Source organism: Streptomyces hebeiensis, assembly GCF_052983195.1.
In genome coordinates this window covers 5,074,537-5,092,142 of the sequence record NZ_CM129812.1, presented here as the reverse complement: position 1 = coordinate 5,092,142, position 17,606 = coordinate 5,074,537, and the positions used below count along the sequence as shown (strand labels likewise).

The window sequence follows — 17,606 nt, the reverse complement described above, 5'->3', positions numbered from 1 at the left end:
CCTCCCACGTCCACCAAAGGCAGGCAGCGCCGAAACTGGCCCGGTCACTGACACCCCTGCCCCTCAGGGCAGACTCTCAATGGGCAACTCTCCGAGAAGATTTAAAACTACCTTCTCCAATGCACCTTGACCAAGTCGCCTGAGAGCCAAAAGACGACTCTCAGGAACATCAATCAACGCACAAGAGCGTGCGTTCTTCCCCGATTCAAGAAACCAGAGGTAGCACCGAAACGACCTCTCCCCCACGGCTTCACGGCACCCGTTTTCAAGCATGGGCACGAAGATGTGCAGCCCGCGCCTATCCAAGCGCCCACTGTCGACCAAAGAATCCAACCGGGCATTCAAATGGACACTCTTTCGGTCATCGCGAATTTCGATGAGTTCCGCGTATGAAGCGACCATCACACCATAATCACCCGACGGAGCCTGGGCAGGCATACCCTACTCACCAGTCCAGACTGTTCCACAGGTCATCCATGGTCTGACCGCCACCTCCACCGCCATCAAAGTCATCAAACATGGTCAGGTCCCTTCGATAACGCTCAACGGCAACTCGCGTATCCCACTGACCGCCCTGGAGCACGCCGTCCGCGAAGAGGAAATCCCGCGCAACGTCGCCCGCAACGTCCGCACCGGCACCCCACGGCCCCGACGCTTCGAACCCCTCACCGCCGACGAAGCCCGCCGACTCCTCACCACCACCGAGGACCACCGACTGTCCGCCCTGTTCACACTTGCTCTCCACACCGGGCTCCGCAAGGGCGAACTTCTGGGCCTGTACTGGCAAGACCTCGACCTTGATGCAGGCACCGCCGCCATCCGCCGCCCCTTCAGCGGACCAGCGCAGGCAGGCTGACCACGCTGCCCACCAAGACGCGGGCCTCCGAACGCCGCATCGCCCTCCCCACCCGCTGCCTCCACTCGCTCAAGCTTCACCAGCAGCAGCGCGAACGTGAGGGCGCAGGCACGACGTGGCAGCACAGCGGCACGTTTTCACCACTCCTCAGGGCGGACCGATCGACCCGACCAACCTCACCTGCACCTTCACCACGCTCCTCTGCAAGGCTGGCCTCCGCCGCATCCGCTTCCACGGTCTCAGGCACTCCACCGTCACGTTGCTCCTGGAACAGGACGTCGAACTCGTCGTCATCAAGGAGGTCCTCGGCCACGCCCACATCGGCGTCACCGCCACCGTCTACGCCCACGTCCGGCTCCGCCTCCAGCGTCAGGCCGTCGACACCCTCGGCACCGTGCTGGGCAGCCCGGAGAACACAGAGACGGCGCGATCCGACGGCGATGAACCGCCACCCTGCGCAGCCCGCGTCCGCTGACGTTGCCGTCAACTACTGCCGTCACCACCACACAGAAGCCTCGCCGATCCCGGCGGGCTTCGCGTATGCCATCACACGCTCAGTTGTGATCGAGACCGAACTGCTTCAACTCTGGCCACTGCTCCCAGAGACCCAATCAACTAGGTCCTCGAACTCTGTCCTCAACTGGTCGGCATGCACGTTGGACAAGTGCTTCTCGGAGGGAGAGGGGTCGACCTCGTAGTCGATAGTCGACACCTGAACCTCGCCTGAATTCCAGACCGTCAGGTAGAACCCCCTCCCCTCTTTCTCAACATAGATCCCGAAGGACTTCTTCTCCGTACGCACCGTGGCGTCGAACACCTGAAGCGTAAATCCTGCTCCTTCAAGCCAGGGACCCGACTCATTAATTCTCACCCTGAGCAGGCCGGGCAGAGATTCATTCATTTTCTGTCTACAGTCCTGAGGTTCTCGAATGAAGGCATTTCCGGCGGCGGAAGGCCACGCTTGGCATTGAGTTTTGAGTAAATCGGATGCTGCGGACCGGGTATCTGGGCCCACCCGGGTTCACCAGCAGGCTTCAGACAGGAACACGGCACATCGAACTCCGCGTAGATCGACCCTGGCGCAGCTTGCTTCCGGTAGGCATCAGAGTTAGCGGGATGCGCTACATACGTTGAAGTACCGCCACTTCCCGCTTGCACCTTTCCCGTGTCGCTCATCGCTTGATACTCGTCTTCCGACATCCATCGACCCACGGTGGTGGTGTTGCAATTGTGAACGAGTACCGGCGTAGCCCCCGCGAGCACATAGTACGTGGGGATGTCGGTGACGGTGAGGTTGTGGACTGTGGCGGATTGGGTCCAGCGGTTGAGTGCGGTGATCTGGACGCGGGTGCCGGCGCTGGTGCGGAGCCACTGGCCTGCGTGCAGGTCTGTGGCGTCGATCCACTCGTTGAGTTCCGGGACCCAGAAGGGGTGTTGGTCCGTGGCCGTGACCGAGGCCGTCTTGTCGCCCTTCTTGCCGTCCAGGTCGATGGTGACCCTGACAAGATTCTTGAGGCCCTTGCCGATGATCTCGGCGGTCACCGTCTTCGCGGCCGTCTTCCCGGTCCGGGGATCGGTCGCGAGCACCTTGTCACCGACCTTGACGTCGGCGATCTTCTTACGGCTGCCGTCGGCCAGCAGCACCTCGGTGGCGGGGAGGAAGCTGTTGGGAGTCGGACAGCTGGATTTCGTTGTGCCCGTACCGCCGCTCGATTTGGCAGTCTTGGCCGCGCCTCCCGCCTTTCCTGCGGACTTGGACACGGCCGCCTTGGCGCCCTTGGCGACCGCCTTCGCACCCTTGGCGACCGCCTTGGCCACCGGACCACCGACCAGGGAACTGACTCCCCCGATGGCCAGGCCCTTGCCTGCGGCGGCCGTGTAACCGCCCAGGCTGTGGTCTGCTTTGTCGTCGAGCGCGTTGCCCACGACTCCCGCCGCGGCCCCCGCGACAGCCCCGCAAGCCGCCCCCACCGCCACGGCACCGACTCCCGCGGTGGCCGCTCCCGCGCCGACCGCGACTGCGCCGCACGTGACGCCGACCACGACCTCGGTGACGACCGTGACGACGGTGACGTGCTTCTTGAACCAGCCCTTCGCCTTGCAGAACCAGTCGCACGGCGCGGGCTTGGTGATCGTGACCGTCTTGGTGACGGTGTACGTGACCGTCGTCGTGGTACCGCTGTAGGTGCTGGGGGGCGGGGCACTGGAGCCGCCACCGCCTCCGCCTCCACCGCCGCCCCCGCCGCCGCTTGCGGCCTGCTGGGACGCGACGGTGCTCGGGTTCGCCGTACCCGTACCGCAGATCTCGGCCGGGCACAGGCCCGTCGGGTCACTCGTGCTCACCGGACTGTTGTTGCTGTAGGCGTACCCGTTCATCTGCAACGGGTCGGCGATGTCGATGACCGGGTCGGCCGACAGGAAACGGCCCGCCGCCTGGTCGTACTCCCGGGCACCCAGATGCGTCAGGCCCGTCGCGGCGTCGTCGATACCGACACCCAGATAGCCCCGCTTGTTCGGCCAACTCGCCGGCTTCGGACCACGAGCCTCGCCGTACGGCTTGAACGCCCGCCGCGTCACCGTCTGCGCGCCACCCAGCCCCACCGTGGTGTTGGCCGTACCGAGATGATCGGCGATCAGGACGTTGAGCTGGTGACCCGTGCTCGCGCCGTTCGTGGTCGTACGCACCACGGTGGGGGCGCCGTCACGAACTCGCGGCAGCGCCGTCCTGGCTTACCGCGTTCAGCCCAAGCGCTTGGCCTGCGCGGTGAAGGCAGCCCAGGCACGCCGCCCGAAGACCAGAACCGGGCCCGCCGGCACCTTGCTGTCCCGCACGGGCACCCGCCCGGGCAGGTCGTCCGACACCTCTATGCAGTTGCCCTGGTCACCGCTGTAACTGCTCCTGCGCCAGTCCGCGCGGCTGAGACCTGTGTGGTGGTGGCCGGTGGAGTGAATCATGTCTGTTCCCCAATTCGGCGCTCGATCATGTCATGCGAAGGGCCTACGTCCAGGGCAGCCGCTCGCAACAGATCGAAGGTTCGGCGGTAGGCGATCCGGTCGGCATCCCGTTCGAGATAGACGCTACTCGCCAACCCTTCCGAATACACCACGTCCAGGTCGGCCTGCACAGGGAACTCGAAGATGACGAACGGACCGAGCATCCCGGCATGGGCACCGGCGCCGAACGGCAGTATTTGCAGCGTGATGTTGGGTTGCTCCGCCGCGTCCCTGAGACGTTTGAGCTGTCTGTTGAAGGCCGACGCACCGCCTACCTCACGGTGAAGAGCCGACTCGTCGACAATGACCCAGAGTTGCAAAGGCTCCTCCCTGTTCAGGGCGGCATTCTGCCGGGCGAGGCGTACCTCTACGAGGGCGTTCACCTCGTCGGTCTCGCGTTCGGGCTTCAGGGCCCGGATGACCGCGCGTGCGTAGTCGGGGGTCTGCAACAGACCGGGGATCAGGGTGGTCTCGAAGCTGAGGGCCGCTGAAGCGTCGGCTTCCAAACAGATGTAGTCGAGGTAGCGGGGAGTCAATACGTCGTTGTACGGCTGCCACCAGACTCGGCGTTTACCCTCCTTCGCCAGCACTTCGAGGGCATCACGCGTTGAGGGGTCCCGCACTTCGTAGAGGTCCAGAAGCCCGCCCACCTCATGCGCTCGTAACCCGCTCCGGCCTGCTTCGATGCGGCTCATCTTCGACGGGTGCCACTTCATTCGTGTGGCCACTTCATCAGCGGTGAGCTGCTGACGTTCGCGGATCCTGCGGAGCTGAGCGCCCAGCATTCGGCGACGCATGGTCGGAATCGCGGCCAACTGATGTACCTCCTGCGCAACCTGGCTGGCCACAGTATGGCGCCCCGCGGGGGGGCACAGCGCCTTGCAAGTGCACGTGCACTTGACGCCAGGCAGGTTGCACTTAGAGGTGTGATGCGGGCATCCTGGGCACCGTCATCGCCATGCGTACACAGGTGGTGACTATGGGTTCACCTGTGCGTCTGTCGAGACCAAACAGAAAGACCCCCGCAACCGCGTGAAGGGCGGTCCGGGGGCGTGGTCAACGCGCTTGCGAAGGAGCGTCAACAGTGGTTGATCGTATCGCCCGCCTCCTCAACTCACTGCGGACAGGCTTATTTCCGGCCCAACGAAGCCGAGGACGGACGGTGGCAGTGACTCCGCCACCACCGTCAGCCTTCCGCCGACACCCCGACCCATACCGACACCGCCCATCCGTGGTGTTCGTACACACCTGCCACCTCGCACAACGCGAGCGGCACGTCGCACTGCTCCTGCCCTGGCCACGAACCGAGTTCGAACGCTGGGAACGGTCCGACCAACGGCTTCGACGGTGGTGGCTCAAGGAAACATGGCTCACCGAAGGCAACTATGCGCGGAGGCGGGCCGGTGAGTAACACCAGCGCCGACAGCGACACCGTCGTGCTGCGGTGGACCAGGCACCCGCACTGCGTCGCACTCGCCCGCCAGGAATTGCGTGCGCTGTTGCGTAAATGGGAACTGTCCACGCTGGAGGACGCCGCGACCCTGGTCCTGTCTGAACTACTGACCAACGCAGGCCGACACGCGGGCATCCCGGGGCGGGAGATCGAAACCCGCTACCTCGCCCGGAAACCCGGCGGGCTGCGCATCGAGGTCCACGACACCTCAGAACGACAGCCCGTCCAGCGCACACCCGAGCCTGACGCATGCGAGGGACGAGGCCTCATTCTCGTCGCCGCACTCGCCGACACCTGGGGCATCAGCCACCGGACCGGTCCTGGAAAACTGGTCTGGGCCGAATGGAACTCCCCGACCCCACCGACCGGGAGCGAGTAGCCCAAAATCAAGGACGTCCCGACGGATAGTTCAGGTGGCGAACGCGGACAACACCTGACGCCGCGTCCGCCACCCCACCCGAAAAAGGGCTGCCCCACAGTTCCAGCGGAACCCCGACGCCTGCTATGGCCACCCGCCAGGCGCAGCATCTGAACGCACACCACGCAGAAGCGCCGCCAGGACGCGCCTAACAGTGCGTCATTTTACTGGCGCGATTCACGAGGCCACGCATCTAGCCCCGGGTCAGAGTACAGACACACCAGTGGCCGATCTGAGAAAATCGCCAACTCCAAAGCATCTTCGAACGTGGAACCCATACCCCAAACCCACCCGAGACCAGCGGCAACCACCCTCCCACTGGCCTCCACGAAGACACTTGAATAACTGAGCCATTCACCGATCGGAAAAAATGCCCACCCAGAGCAGCTTCGATTTCCAGCGCCAGGCCTCGCTGACCAGCCCCCGCCGAAATGGGGTCAAAATTGAAAGGCTCATCATTGCTGAAATTTGGGCCGCACTTAGCTATCTGCTCAATCACCAACCCTCCCAGCGAGGCAAGAATTTCTTCAGCTTTCGAATTCGGAACGTATCCTTCTTGCCGCAAAGATTCGAGCCAGGGGGCGGCGTTCACTCTCCTCTGGGAGTACCAGCCCGCATCCCGAAGAGCTTGAACCAGATCAGGGCGCAGCGAGTCAAAGCTGATCACGACGGCTAACCGACATCGAGGTTGTCCAGCAATCGCGCACACCGACCACACCGGCTTGAGTCTTCTAGCATACCGAGTTCACTTCGCTGCATCCGCAGCGAAGTGAACTCCTCCGTACAGTCGGCGAATTCTCGATCACTGCACTCAGTAACGATGCGGCCAATCTGGTTCAATGAAGTGATTCTCGCAACCTCAAGAACGGGCAGCATCCTCGCAAGAGACAAGGCGCTGGCAAGACTGCGCAGATCTACTTCACCTCCCTGGGAAGACATCGACCTGGACGGCAAGGCCTTTCCCACGATAGTAGCGACGCTGCCCACCTCATCCATCCAGGCGGGCAGCGTCGCACCTGATTCCATTCTGGTGGGCGATTCCTCTTATGCCCGCAACGGCGCTCTCCAATGCCTGTTCCAAGCATGTCAACTTCGAGGCGCGTCGATCAATATTCGGTTCGCCAGCCACCGCTCTCCAGGCTTGCTGGTAAGCCTCTTCAAACTCCAACACTGCTTCCGCGATATCCGCGCGCCGATCGAAGGAAAGTCCGACCGCGCCCTGCATCCCCATGCTCAACTGCGCCCTGACCGAGATCAGATCGCCGATATGCCGAACATGCGCGACGCCAACCTTCCGGCTCAACAGGATTTCAGCCAATACGGCATTATGATGTTCAGTCTGCCAGGTCACAGCGATCCTCACTTTAGAGTTCTCCGAAGAGCGATCATTCCGCGCGTCCCAGCTGGTATGTCCACCCCAACCCTCAGCAGCACGCGGCGGGTGGCTTTCGGCACTCGGCACACCACCACGACGGCCCCTTGCCATACTCCGACCGCTCAACAGCACCACACTCGAGTGGACGGCATTCCTCAGAACACACAATCAGCCCTTTGAGAAGTAAACCTCAGGCATTCAGACCCTGCGGGTTTCTCAGCAATCACCCCTCGCAAGAAGTCGAGGAATCACGCCCTGGCGAGCGAACGACTTCCAGGATCCCTTTGAGCGAGAACACTACTCCATTTCGCAAGAAAATCCGAGAGAACTTTTTCACCTAGCTCTGGATACAAATGGGCCGGCAACCCTTCTTGCGGATATACCATCCGAGTCATTCCGTCCGGGTAGCCTAGATCCGCCCAGATCGAGTCGAGGATCTCGAATTTCTCCACTGGGTCGCAAATTCCATTCGCCACGACAAGCGTGAAATAATACTGCCAGACTTCGCCCGAGTCTTCGCGCTCATACCTGGATATCTCAAGCGCAAGATCTCGAACTTGATCCACCTCGTCCGAAAGAAGCGAAGCCATCTCCAACTCCTCCGGAACGAGAGGCACCCCGTCACGGACCAACCCATCAATCACTTTACACAGAAGCGATGCATCAATAAGCCCATTGCGATAACCGTACGCCAATTCTCCGGGATAGGGGAATCCAGGATCCAGGAAGATTTCTACCTCGAACCTGGGCCAAACCTCACGCATGCAATACCACCTCAACTCACCGACGAGGCTCGAATGCCTCATGCACAAGAACACCTCGTGGATCCACGATCCAGTGAAATATTCCCATCCCGGGACTGCATCCCACAGGGCAACGTTGCCCCTGGGCAGAAAGGCCTACCGTTCACCCGCTTCGTCATATTGATCCGAAACTCAAAGGGTTCTATTCGAGGGTGTAGCGGACGTGTGGGCCGCCAAAGTAGCCGCGGACGACGTGTGGCTGGCTTTGGCGGCGGTGGAAGAACCTGCGGGTTTCGGCGGCGAGCTGGGCTTGGTCGCGGGCCCGGCTGTGCATGGGAAGGCTCCGTTTGAGGTCGGCGTTGACAAGCTCGTCGGGGTTCAGCTCGGGCGAGTAGGGGCAGGAAGTGCAGCTCGATCCGGCCGGGGTGATCAGCGAGCCAGGCGCGGACCTTGCGGGAGCGGTGCGCGGACTGGCCGTCCAGGACGAGATGGACCTTGTGGGTGAAGTGGCCCGCGAGGCGATCCAGGAAGCGGCACATCACGTCGGCGTCGAAGGTCTCGGCGAACACCATGAAGTGCATCCGGCCCTTTGTGCTGATCGCGGACATCGCGTTGACCGAGAACCGGTTGCCCGTACGGCGCACGACGGGCGTGCACCCCTTGGCGCCCCAGGTGCGGCCGGTGACCTGGTCGGAGCGGATGCCGACCAGGTCGGCGAAGAGCACCTCGCCGCGCTCCGCCTTCGCCCGCGAGCGGATCGCGGGCCAGGTCTCCTCCCGCCAGACGCGGACCGCTTCCGCGTCCTGCTCCACGGCCCGCTTGTCCGGACGCTGGAAGGACAGGCCCCACCGGCGCAGGTACTCACCCACGCCCTGTTCGGTCAGCCGCACCCGGCACAGCTTCGCGATCAGATCCCCCACCCCGGCGCGCGTCCACAGCTGCCCGGCCAGCCCCAGGTCGCAGGGACGGTGATCCAGTACAGCCTGCCGGACCGCCCGCTGCTCGACCGCACCGAGAACCTGGTGTTCGCCGACCTGCCGCCCGCGTGGCCGGGCCACAAGCGCGTCGCGCCCGCCGGCCAGCTACTTCGCCCACCAGTTGTCCACCGCTTTGAGCGAAACCTGGAACACCGCCGCGACATCCTCGCGGGTCCGGCCCGCCACCAACGCGGCCACCGCCCGCAGCCGAAGAGCCTCCTGCGCCGACGGCGACAACTGCCGTGCATCCCCCACAGTTCACTCACAACAGGAATCAACGACCCAGAACAGCTACCGTTTCGGATCAATAAATTCGAAGACCCGCGAAAACACTCACGAACGAAACGATTTACCCAATAATTAATCACACCCCCTTCTGCAAAAATGAAACAGCATCACCCCACTCCCAAAAGACCCGGGACTCAGCCTCTTCTCGTTCGAGAAGGCTGATCAGAGTGGCGACGTCGGAGCCAATTGGAACGTCGATTGCAACATGCCTATCACCACTCCATTCACTCAACAGATCCAGCCTCGAAACCTCGGCTTCAATACCACTCGCCACATTCGAAGAGTCCGCTGTCGGCATCAATAGAACACGCAACGCTCTTCGTCCCGACTTGCGAACTAGCCGGGCAACCATAACACCATCAGGAGAAAGAGAGACGATATCACCAAGAGACATGCCGTAGACGCGAAAAGGAATGCAGCATACTTCAAATGAACCGTCTTCGAGTTGCTGAAGCCAAAGCTGTTCCACCTCCCCATCCAGACCGAACGGCGTCAGGTCAACCCGAGCAATGTAGTTACTTTTGCCGCGATGAACCGGGTTATCGTGGACGATGAATTTCATGTTTGCGCTCCAGGGAACGACTGGACGAGGGGTGCTGCGGATTCAAGCAGTCTAGGTGGTCCAGCGAGTCGGGTAGCATCCCTACCAGCCAGTTGGCCTGTGTTGACTCGAAGAAATGCCAGTCAACACAGGCCAGCTCTCACCAATCCTTTGTTCTACGGTGGCGTCATCCGCGAAGGCCACCACGGTGGCGGCCACGCGCCAGTGTAACTGGGGGGCGGATTCAACGGAGCCACTCGATCTCTCTTCGAGCTATTACAGAATGTGCAAGCGGGCGTGGTATTTGCATCAGTCAGATCACCACCACCTATCCTCGGCTCAACGTGATCAATCGCCGTTGCCTGATTGGTCCGACAGTACGAGCATAAGGGCGTTATCGTTCCCGGAGCTGCATTCCTTCCGACATCATAATCTCTGAGAAGATGCGCCGGAATCCTTTTCCCAGCCCCAACGCCGCCGCTCGAACCGGCAGGGATGTCATAGATCGGTGCACCGTTTGGTCCGCAGCCAATCGGAGAATTGACGTTATGTACGAGGACCGGCGTCTCGCCTGCCAGCACATAGTACGTGGGGATGTCGGCGACGGTGAGGTTGTGGACCATGGCGGACTGGGTCCAGCGGTTGAGTGCGGTGATCTGGACGCGGGTGCCGGCGCTGGTGCGGAGCCACTTGCCCGCGCGGAGGTCTGTCGCGTCGATCCACTCGTTGAGTTCCGGGACCCAGAAGGGGTGTTGGTCGGTGGCCGTGACGGAGGCGGTCTTGTCGCCCTTCTTGCCGTCCAGGTCGATGGTGACCCTGACAAGGTTCTTGAGGCCCTTGCCGATGATCTCGGCGGTCACCGTCTTCGCAGCCGTCTTCCCTGTCCGGGGGTCGGTCGCGAGCACCTTGTCGCCGACCTTGACGTCAGCGATCTTCTTGCGTGTGCCGTCGGCCAGCAGCACGTTGGTGGAGGGGAGGAAGCTGTTGGACGGGGGGATGGGACAGCTGGTGGTCGTACCACCCGCGCCTCCAGATGACTTAGCGGTTTTCGCACCGCCGCCCGCCTTGCTCGCCCCTTTGGACACGGCCGCCTTGGCGCCCTTGGCAACCGCCTTCGCACCCTTGGCAACCGCCTTGGCCACCGGACCACCGACCAGGGAGCTGACGCCGCCGATGGCCAGGCCCTTGCCCGCGGCAGCCGTGTAACCGCCCAGGCTGTGGTCGGCCTTGTCATCGAGCGCGTTGCCCACGACTCCGCCAGCGGCTCCGGCAACGGCACCACAAGCGGATCCGACCGCCACGGCGCCGACTCCCGCGGTGGCCGCACCGGCCCCGACTGCGACGGCGCCGCACCCGACACTGACGACGACCTCGGTGAAGACAGTGACGACAGTGGAGTGGTTCTTCAGCCAGCCCTTGGCCTCGCACCACCAGTCGCACGGCGCAGGTTTGGTGACCGTGACCGTCTTGGTGATCGTGTAGGTGACCGTGGTCGTCCCCGTGTACGTGGACGAGGCGCCCGAACTCCCGCCACCGCCACCGCCGCCGCCCCCGCCGCCGCTTGCGGCCTGCTGGGACGCGACGGTGCTCGGGTTCGCCGTACCCGTACCGCAGATCTCGGCCGGGCACAGACCCGTCGGGTCACTCGTGCTCACCGGACTGTTGTTGCTGTACGCGTACCCGTTCATCTGCAGCGGGTCGGCGATGTCGATGACCGGGTCGGCCGACAGGAAACGGCCCGCCGCCTGGTCGTACTCCCGGGCACCCAGATGCGTCAGACCCGTCGCGGCGTCATCGATGCCAACACCCAGGTAGCCCCGCTTGTTCGGCCAACTCGCCGGCTTCGGACCACGAGCCTCGCCGTACGGCTTGAACGCCCGACGCGTCACCATCTGCGCGCCACCCAGCCCCACCGTGGAGTCGGCCGTACCGAGATGATCCGCGATCAGGACATTGAGCTGATGCCCCGTACTCGCACCATTCGTGGTCGTACGCACCACGGTGGGGGCACCGTCATGGCCGTAGGCGCGGGACGCCCGGGTGATCTTGCCTACGGAGTCGGTGGTCAGTTCCGTCTCGCCCAGGTACAGGGTGGAGCCGGTCGGTGAGTTCTCCAGGATGCGGTTGCCGTCGGCGTCGTAGACGTACCGCGTCGTGACACCGTCGTCCGTGATGGTGTCGAGCTTGTTCTCCGTGGTCCAGTCGAGCGTCTGCGTGGTGGCGGGCAGGTCGCGGACGGTGGCGTTGCCCACCACGTCGTTGGTGTAGACGCTGCCCTTCCCGGCCGGGGTGGAGGAGACCGTGCTCAGGACGTGCGGCTGGACCGTGACCGGCTCGATGACGCCGTTTCCGGTCTCCCGGCGGCCGTACCCGTAGGTGTAGGTGACGTTCTTGGCCGGGTCCGCGGTGTCGTGTTCCGTGAGGGAGGCCCGGTTGCCGATCCAGTCGAAGGTGAAGGACTGGCGGTAGGCGGTGGCGCCGGTGGACACCGTGGCCGTGGCCGGGGCCGCCGCCGTCAGCGAGTCGGCCAGGGCCGTGTCGGGCGCGGTCGTGTCCGTGGCGACATCGGCCGCGTCGGCGACCGGCCCGCCGGAGGGCTTGCCGTCGGCCCGGTAGCCCCAGTTCGTACCGCCCGACGAGCGGCAGCCGGTGCCCGAGGTTCCCGGGGCGATGTTCGACGTCCAGGCGTGGACCAGTTCCCCCAGCGCGTCGTACGTGTAGCACTGGTTGTCCCAGGTGGAGCCGGTGGCGTCGGTGAGCTTGCGGGCGTTGGAGGTGATGGTGCCCGAGGTGTCGTAGGAGTAGTAGCTGTCGGAGATCCGGTGGCTGCCCGCCGTCTCCCGGTCGGCGACCGTGCGCTGGAGCCGGCCCGAGTGCTGGTCGACGAAGTTGGTGGTCCATACCCGCGCCGGCTGCGCCCCGCTGACGGTGCGCAGGGGTTCGCCGTACGGGGAGTACGTGACGCCGGAGGTGTACCAGTCGATGCCGGAGGTCGACTCCGCCAGGCCGTCCTCGTCATAACGCGTGACGACCTTCTCGGCCGCGAGGCCGCCCTTGGCGGGCAGCGTGACCGACAGCGGCTTGCCCGTCGGTGTGTACGCGTAGGAGTAGGCGTACGTGCCGGACAGGCCGGTGGTCATGGCATTGGCGGGGACGACGGTCTCGCGGCCGGTGACCCGGTAATCGGTGTCGTAGCCGGTGATCCGGTTGATGTAGTCGCCGGACGCGTCGTGGCGGATCGACGCGACGGGCTGCCCGACCGCTCCGGGCAGGCTGTCGTACGTGAACTCCTTGACCGGCGCCGCGGTGGCCGAGCCCTCCCGGACCGCGGTGGGGCGGTCCAGTTGGTCGTAGTCGGTGTACAGGCTCTTGCCGCGCCCGTCGGTGGTCCGCGTCCTGCGGTCGGCGTCGTCGTACGCCGAGGAGGACTCGCCCGTGTCGGGATCGGTGGAGCTCGTCAGCCGGCCGCGGACGTCGTAGGCATAGGTCCAGGTGTTGCCGGCCGGGTCGGTGACCTCGGTGCGGTTGCCCCGCGCGTCGTAGCGGTAGTTCGTCGTCCGGAAGGACGTGGTGCCCCCGGCCTCGGTGTAGTGCCGGATCGAGGTGACCCGGCCCAGCGCGTCGGTGAAGCTCTTGGTGGACGGGGCGGTCGTGCCGGGCGGGTCGACGTAGACGGAGGTGTCGGTGTACCAGGTGTACGTGGCGTACTGGTAGTCGGCGCCGTGGTAGACCGATGAGCGGACCACGCGCTCCAGGCCGTCGTACCGCGTCTTCGTCTTGCTCGGCACCAGCGATTCCGACCTGCGGGCGAAGAGTGTGGTCTCCGGCTCGCCCTTGGCGAGATAGCCGCTGGTCTGCTCCCACACCAGGCCGTGGTCGTCGTATTTGGTGTCGGTGATGATCCGGCCCGCGCCATGGGCCTCGCTCTGCGTCTGCACCTGGCGCGCCAGGCCGTCGTAGAGGGTGACCGCCCGGTCGTAACCGCCGTCGTCCTGGAGCGTCCTGACGGTGACGGCGGCGGGTCTGGTCTCGTCGCCCGTGGCGGCGGCCGGCTGGTAGGAGATCTCGGTGTCGGGGGACTTCCCGCCGGACGAACGGGACGGCGACCAGCCCTTGACCAGGCGTCCGAGCGCGTCGTACTCGGTGCGGGTGACCCGGCCGTTGGTGTCGGTCGAGGTCAGCGGCAGGGCCCGGCCGGGGTCGTACGTGGTGGTGGCGGTGTGGCCCTTGGGGTTGACGGTCTTGACGGACGTGACCGGGCCGCCGCCGTCACCGGGGGTGTAGACGGTCTCGGTGGTGCCGGTCAGCGGCGCGGTGACCTTCCGGACCCGGCCCAGCGGGTCGTACGTCGTGGTGGTCACCACCGAGTGGGCGGTGCCCGCGCCGTTGATCTCCGCGACCGAGGTCTCCAGGCCCTTGGTCGGGGCTGCGCCCCAGTCCTGGTTGTCGTACGACGTACGCGTCGAGGTCAGCAGCTGGGTCTTCGCGTCGGCGGTGTCGAAGCCGGAGCAGGGCGTCGCGGTGGAACGCGTCTCCTTCGCCCTGCCGATGATCCAGTCGGCGGTGTTGTGCACGTACGCGGTCCGCATGCAGACCTGGTCGCTGAGGGTTTCGCCGGTGCCGTTGGGTTTGACCACCGACATCTGGAGCTGCGTGGGCAGGCCGTAGGTGTCGTCCACCGTCGTCTCGGTGCGGATCGCCTGCCAGCCGGTGTCGACGGTCTGGATCGCGTCGGCGCGCGCCACCCAGGTGCGGTGGGCGAGCAGCGGGTCGAGGGCGGTGCCGTCCTCGGCCTGGCGGGCGCGGGAGGCGGTCTGCTTCGACGTGGGGAAGGTCAGGGCCCGCTTGAGGAGCTTGCCCTCGGAGTGCTCGTACGTGAGGGTCTCGGCCGCCATGCCCGCGAACTGCGGTGCGTCGTCGGCCAGGAGCTCCACCGCGTTCTTGGAGTCCTTGACCGCGCCGCCCGTGCCCTGGAAGAAGCGGGTGACGGTGTACGACTGCGCTTCCGGATCGCCCTGCTGGGAGGAGGTCTTGCTGCCCTTGGTGATGGCGACCTGCCGGTAGCCGCGCCACACGCTGTGGGTGCGCAGCGAGGGACGCGCGAACTCGTCGTCGGACTTGGCCCAGGCGGGGGAGGAGTAGGTGTACGCGGTCACGACCGGCTTGCTGTGAGCGGTGACCTTGTCGGTCTCGACGACCGAGGCGACGACGTACTTGTTGAACCACGCCTTGGCCGGGGTCCTCTCCTCTCCGTCCGGGGACCAGCGCACCGGGTAGCAGGTGCCGTTGGACTTCCCCTTGTCGGAGGCGGGCTCGGTGGCGCAGCCGCCGGTGTACTCGACCTCGATGTCGCCGCCGTTCTCGGTGGCGACGGTGCCGATGCGCGGGCGGGTGAAGCCGGGGCGCTGGTCGGCGGGGCCGGACGGGACGAGGTTGGGGAGCTGCCGGTCCCGCAGCCGCGCTCGCAGCGGGGACGAGGAGCCCACGGTGTACTGGGCGAAGCTGACACCGTCCTTCGACTGGAGGGTGCCCGTGGTGTCGCCGGGGGCGAAGCCCCTGCGGGTGATGGAGTTGAGCCAGAGGCCGGGTGAGGTGTCGTACCAGTCGGCGGGGAAGGACTGGTGGAGGGTGTAGGTGTCGACCTTGCCCAGCCCGGTCCGGCCGGCGCGGGCGGCCTTCGTCGTCACCGTGTCCAGGCGCAGTTGGGTCCAGAAGGACGGGAAGGGCGGGCACAGCTTGGAGGTGGACTTGCAGTTGAGATTGCCGGGGGTGTCCCACCAGGGCCGGTACGCGCCCGGGTCGTCGGTCTTGGCGAAGTTCGCCGGGTCGCAGGCCGTGCCCTGCTTGAGGCAGCGCTGCGCGACACCGAACTCGACGGTGGCCGACGGAGTGGTCAGGTCGGAAGTGCGCATCCCGTACTCGATGGAGACGGGGTGGGCGGCCCGGTCGTAGCGCTCCGGCGACTTGAACTTCTTGTTGACGGCGTAGTGGTTGGTCTCCTGCTTCCAGTTGACGACCATCGCGTTGCCGTGGACGTCGACGACCTTGTCCATGCCCCATCGCCACGCCTGCTGCTTGCCGGCGCCGCAGCGGGAGTCGGCGAAGGAGGTGGCGTGGCAGGGCTCGCCCGGGTGGTTGCCGTACACGGGCACGGTCGAGACCGACGCGGTGTCGGCGTGGCCGCCGCCGACGGCGTTCAGGCCGTAGAAGTAGCGCGTGCCGTCGGGGGTGGTGACCACCCAGTGTTCGCCGTCGTTGTCGGCGTTGTCGGCGCCGGTCTTCAGCTCGACGCGGGTGCCGTCGTCGTTCTGCGGACGGTAGGTGTTGGTGTCGCCCACGCGGACCAGCTCGGCGGTCCGGCCGTTGAGGGACATCACCGCGTTGTACGAGACCCAGCACAGGTCGGACGTCTTGTTCTTCTTCGCGGTGTTGTTGGGCGTACCGGCGTCGAGGGTCTTGGTGTCGTCCTTGCACGCGCGGTAGCGGCGCTCGATGTGGCCGGGCTCGTAGCGCCATCCCTCGCCGATCCAGGACGCCTGCGGAGAGGAGACGGCGGTCCTGCCGTCCACCTCCTGCGAGTCGTACTCGAACGAGACGTTGGGGGACGGGCCGGCCGGTGCCGGGGGGACGGTCAGCGGATACGACCAGGAGAAGGAACCGGACGAGCCACCGGCCGCCCAGGTCCCGCTGGACGCCAGGGGCGTCGCCTTGAACGAACCACCGGCTCCGGCGCCCGAGTCGGTGAGGCCCAGGACGGCGGTGCCGCCGGCGGCAGCGGTCCCGGCCGTCGCCTTCGCCGATGCCGGGCCCTTCGCTGATTCCGGGTCCTTCGCCGTCGGTGTGCTGTTCGTCGTCGGTGTGTTCTTCGCTGTCGGTGTGCTGTTCGTCGTCGCTCGCGCTGTGGCCGTGTCCGTGTCGCTCGCGGCCGTGTCCACCGTGGCGGTGACGGTCCCGCGGTCGGTGTCGTTGACCGTCTCCAGTTCCTCGTACTCCTGGCACTCCTCGGCATCGGGCGTGGTCAGGGAGCAGGCGGGGAACTGGACGAAGCGTAAGCGGGAGGTCCAGTCGGCGCCGTAGAGGTTCTTGAACGTCTCGTAGTCGAACCGCACCGACACCGGCACGGCTCCGGCGGCCGGGGCCCGCACGGTGACCATCGCGCCGTCCAGGCCGCGCGCCGCCGTCTCCGTACGGCCCGCGACGGAGACCTGCCAGGTTCCGGTGGGTGCCGGCTGCCCCTGTGCCTGGCCCAGGCTGACGGGCAGATCTTCCACGGGAGTCGCCGCCGTGGCCACGGCGGAACCGGCGCGGGCGGACCCGTCGCGGACGGCTCCGGCCGCCGCGGCGGAACCGAAGGTGATCGTGCCGGTGTCGGCGGGCGGGGTGGTGGTCGTGCCCGGCGGGGCCTGCTCCAGGTCTTCCGGTGTCTCGGTCTTGAGGCTGTCGAGACTCCTGTTGGCGACCTTGCCCGGCACCGGCTCGTCCTGCGCCAGTTCCTCCAGGGCCAGTTCCTCGCGCCCGGACTTGCCGGGGTCGGGCGGGATGGCGAATGCCTGCGAAGGCAGCAGGGTCACCAGCAGCGCGAGGCTCAGCGTGGGCACCACGACACGGCGCACACGGCGTCGGCGACGGCGAGTTTCGGACAGACGAGACACGCCAGGATCCCCCCGGACCACTCGGCGCGGCACCGGGATGGGGCCACACAGGACGACGTCGTGCAGAACGCGCCGATTCTGTGGGGGAGTTGTGACCGAATACTAGAGAGACTGTGACCAAGTGATAATGATCACACCGCGTATCGGATCAATCACAGTTCGATTCGGAGAATTGCCACCCAGTCGCACGGAAGAGCTCACACTCCCGCCTTCGCGAGTAATCACATCTATCGCTTGATCACGCACACTCCCCCACCGAATCACCTTCCACCCAGTCGAGTTGGTCCACCTTTCCACCGCTTCGCGCAA

At 65.3% G+C, this 17,606-nt stretch carries 11 protein-coding genes and 2 pseudogenes; 3 read left to right on the top strand and 10 right to left on the bottom strand.

The window, feature by feature from the left end; genetic code table 11:
* Positions 1 to 568: 568 nt before the first annotated feature.
* Positions 569 to 1,331: pseudogene (locus tag ACU6P3_RS21940) on the top strand (tyrosine-type recombinase/integrase); the annotation flags it as partial.
* Positions 1,332 to 1,436: 105 nt separating this feature from the next.
* Here the strand turns inward: ACU6P3_RS21940 and ACU6P3_RS21935 are convergent.
* From ACU6P3_RS21935 to ACU6P3_RS21920, 4 genes and pseudogenes are all read right to left on the bottom strand, one after another.
* A complete protein-coding gene (locus ACU6P3_RS21935) occupies positions 1,437 to 1,757 on the bottom strand; it encodes a hypothetical protein (protein ID WP_344274463.1) in 321 nt (106 codons plus the stop codon).
* A pseudogene (locus ACU6P3_RS21930) lies at positions 1,754 to 3,556 on the bottom strand (TreTu family toxin); the annotation flags it as partial. The pseudogene ACU6P3_RS21930 and the gene ACU6P3_RS21935, both read right to left, overlap by 4 nt.
* A gap of 39 nt (positions 3,557 to 3,595) precedes the next feature.
* The gene (locus tag ACU6P3_RS21925) at positions 3,596 to 3,811 is read right to left on the bottom strand and encodes a DUF397 domain-containing protein (RefSeq protein WP_447193761.1); all 216 of its coding nucleotides are present in this window, start codon (positions 3,809 to 3,811) and stop codon (positions 3,596 to 3,598) included.
* Complete coding sequence (locus tag ACU6P3_RS21920) at positions 3,808 to 4,698, bottom strand: helix-turn-helix domain-containing protein (protein ID WP_447193760.1); 891 nt, start codon at positions 4,696 to 4,698, stop codon at positions 3,808 to 3,810. The genes ACU6P3_RS21925 and ACU6P3_RS21920 overlap by 4 nt, the downstream gene beginning before the upstream one ends.
* 555 nt (positions 4,699 to 5,253) lie before the next feature.
* Here ACU6P3_RS21920 and ACU6P3_RS21915 point away from each other — a divergent pair.
* Positions 5,254 to 5,682, top strand: a complete 429-nt coding sequence (locus ACU6P3_RS21915; RefSeq protein WP_447193759.1) for an ATP-binding protein — start codon at positions 5,254 to 5,256, stop codon at positions 5,680 to 5,682.
* A 232-nt stretch (positions 5,683 to 5,914) separates the two neighbouring features.
* On the opposite strand, the gene ACU6P3_RS21910 is transcribed toward ACU6P3_RS21915, so the two are convergent.
* The gene (locus ACU6P3_RS21910) at positions 5,915 to 6,388 is read right to left on the bottom strand and encodes an SUKH-3 domain-containing protein (protein ID WP_447193758.1); all 474 of its coding nucleotides are present in this window, start codon (positions 6,386 to 6,388) and stop codon (positions 5,915 to 5,917) included.
* Between the two features lie 153 nt (positions 6,389 to 6,541).
* Here ACU6P3_RS21910 and ACU6P3_RS21905 point away from each other — a divergent pair, with 153 nt between their 5' ends.
* On the top strand, positions 6,542 to 7,276 hold the full coding sequence (locus ACU6P3_RS21905; protein WP_447193757.1) for a hypothetical protein: 735 nt from the start codon (positions 6,542 to 6,544) through the stop codon (positions 7,274 to 7,276).
* A gap of 68 nt (positions 7,277 to 7,344) precedes the next feature.
* Here ACU6P3_RS21905 and ACU6P3_RS21900 read toward each other — a convergent pair whose 3' ends face one another.
* The 5 genes from ACU6P3_RS21900 to ACU6P3_RS21880 form a co-directional block, all read right to left on the bottom strand.
* Positions 7,345 to 7,902, bottom strand: coding sequence for a DUF2247 family protein (locus ACU6P3_RS21900; protein WP_447193756.1), 558 nt, complete (start codon positions 7,900 to 7,902; stop codon positions 7,345 to 7,347).
* Entirely contained in the window at positions 7,899 to 8,897 is a 999-nt protein-coding gene (locus tag ACU6P3_RS21895; protein WP_447193755.1) for an IS630 family transposase, read from the bottom strand. The genes ACU6P3_RS21900 and ACU6P3_RS21895 overlap by 4 nt, the downstream gene beginning before the upstream one ends.
* 24 nt (positions 8,898 to 8,921) lie before the next feature.
* A complete protein-coding gene (locus ACU6P3_RS21890; RefSeq protein ID WP_447193754.1) occupies positions 8,922 to 9,071 on the bottom strand; it encodes a hypothetical protein in 150 nt (49 codons plus the stop codon).
* Between the two features lie 109 nt (positions 9,072 to 9,180).
* Positions 9,181 to 9,666: a DUF4265 domain-containing protein gene (locus tag ACU6P3_RS21885; RefSeq protein WP_447193753.1), complete on the bottom strand. Its 486-nt coding sequence runs from the start codon at positions 9,664 to 9,666 to the stop codon at positions 9,181 to 9,183.
* 155 nt (positions 9,667 to 9,821) lie between these two features.
* Positions 9,822 to 17,243 (bottom strand): polymorphic toxin-type HINT domain-containing protein, encoded by a 7,422-nt coding sequence (locus ACU6P3_RS21880; protein WP_447193752.1) that lies wholly within the window; start codon positions 17,241 to 17,243, stop codon positions 9,822 to 9,824.
* Between the last annotated feature and the right edge of the window lie 363 nt (positions 17,244 to 17,606).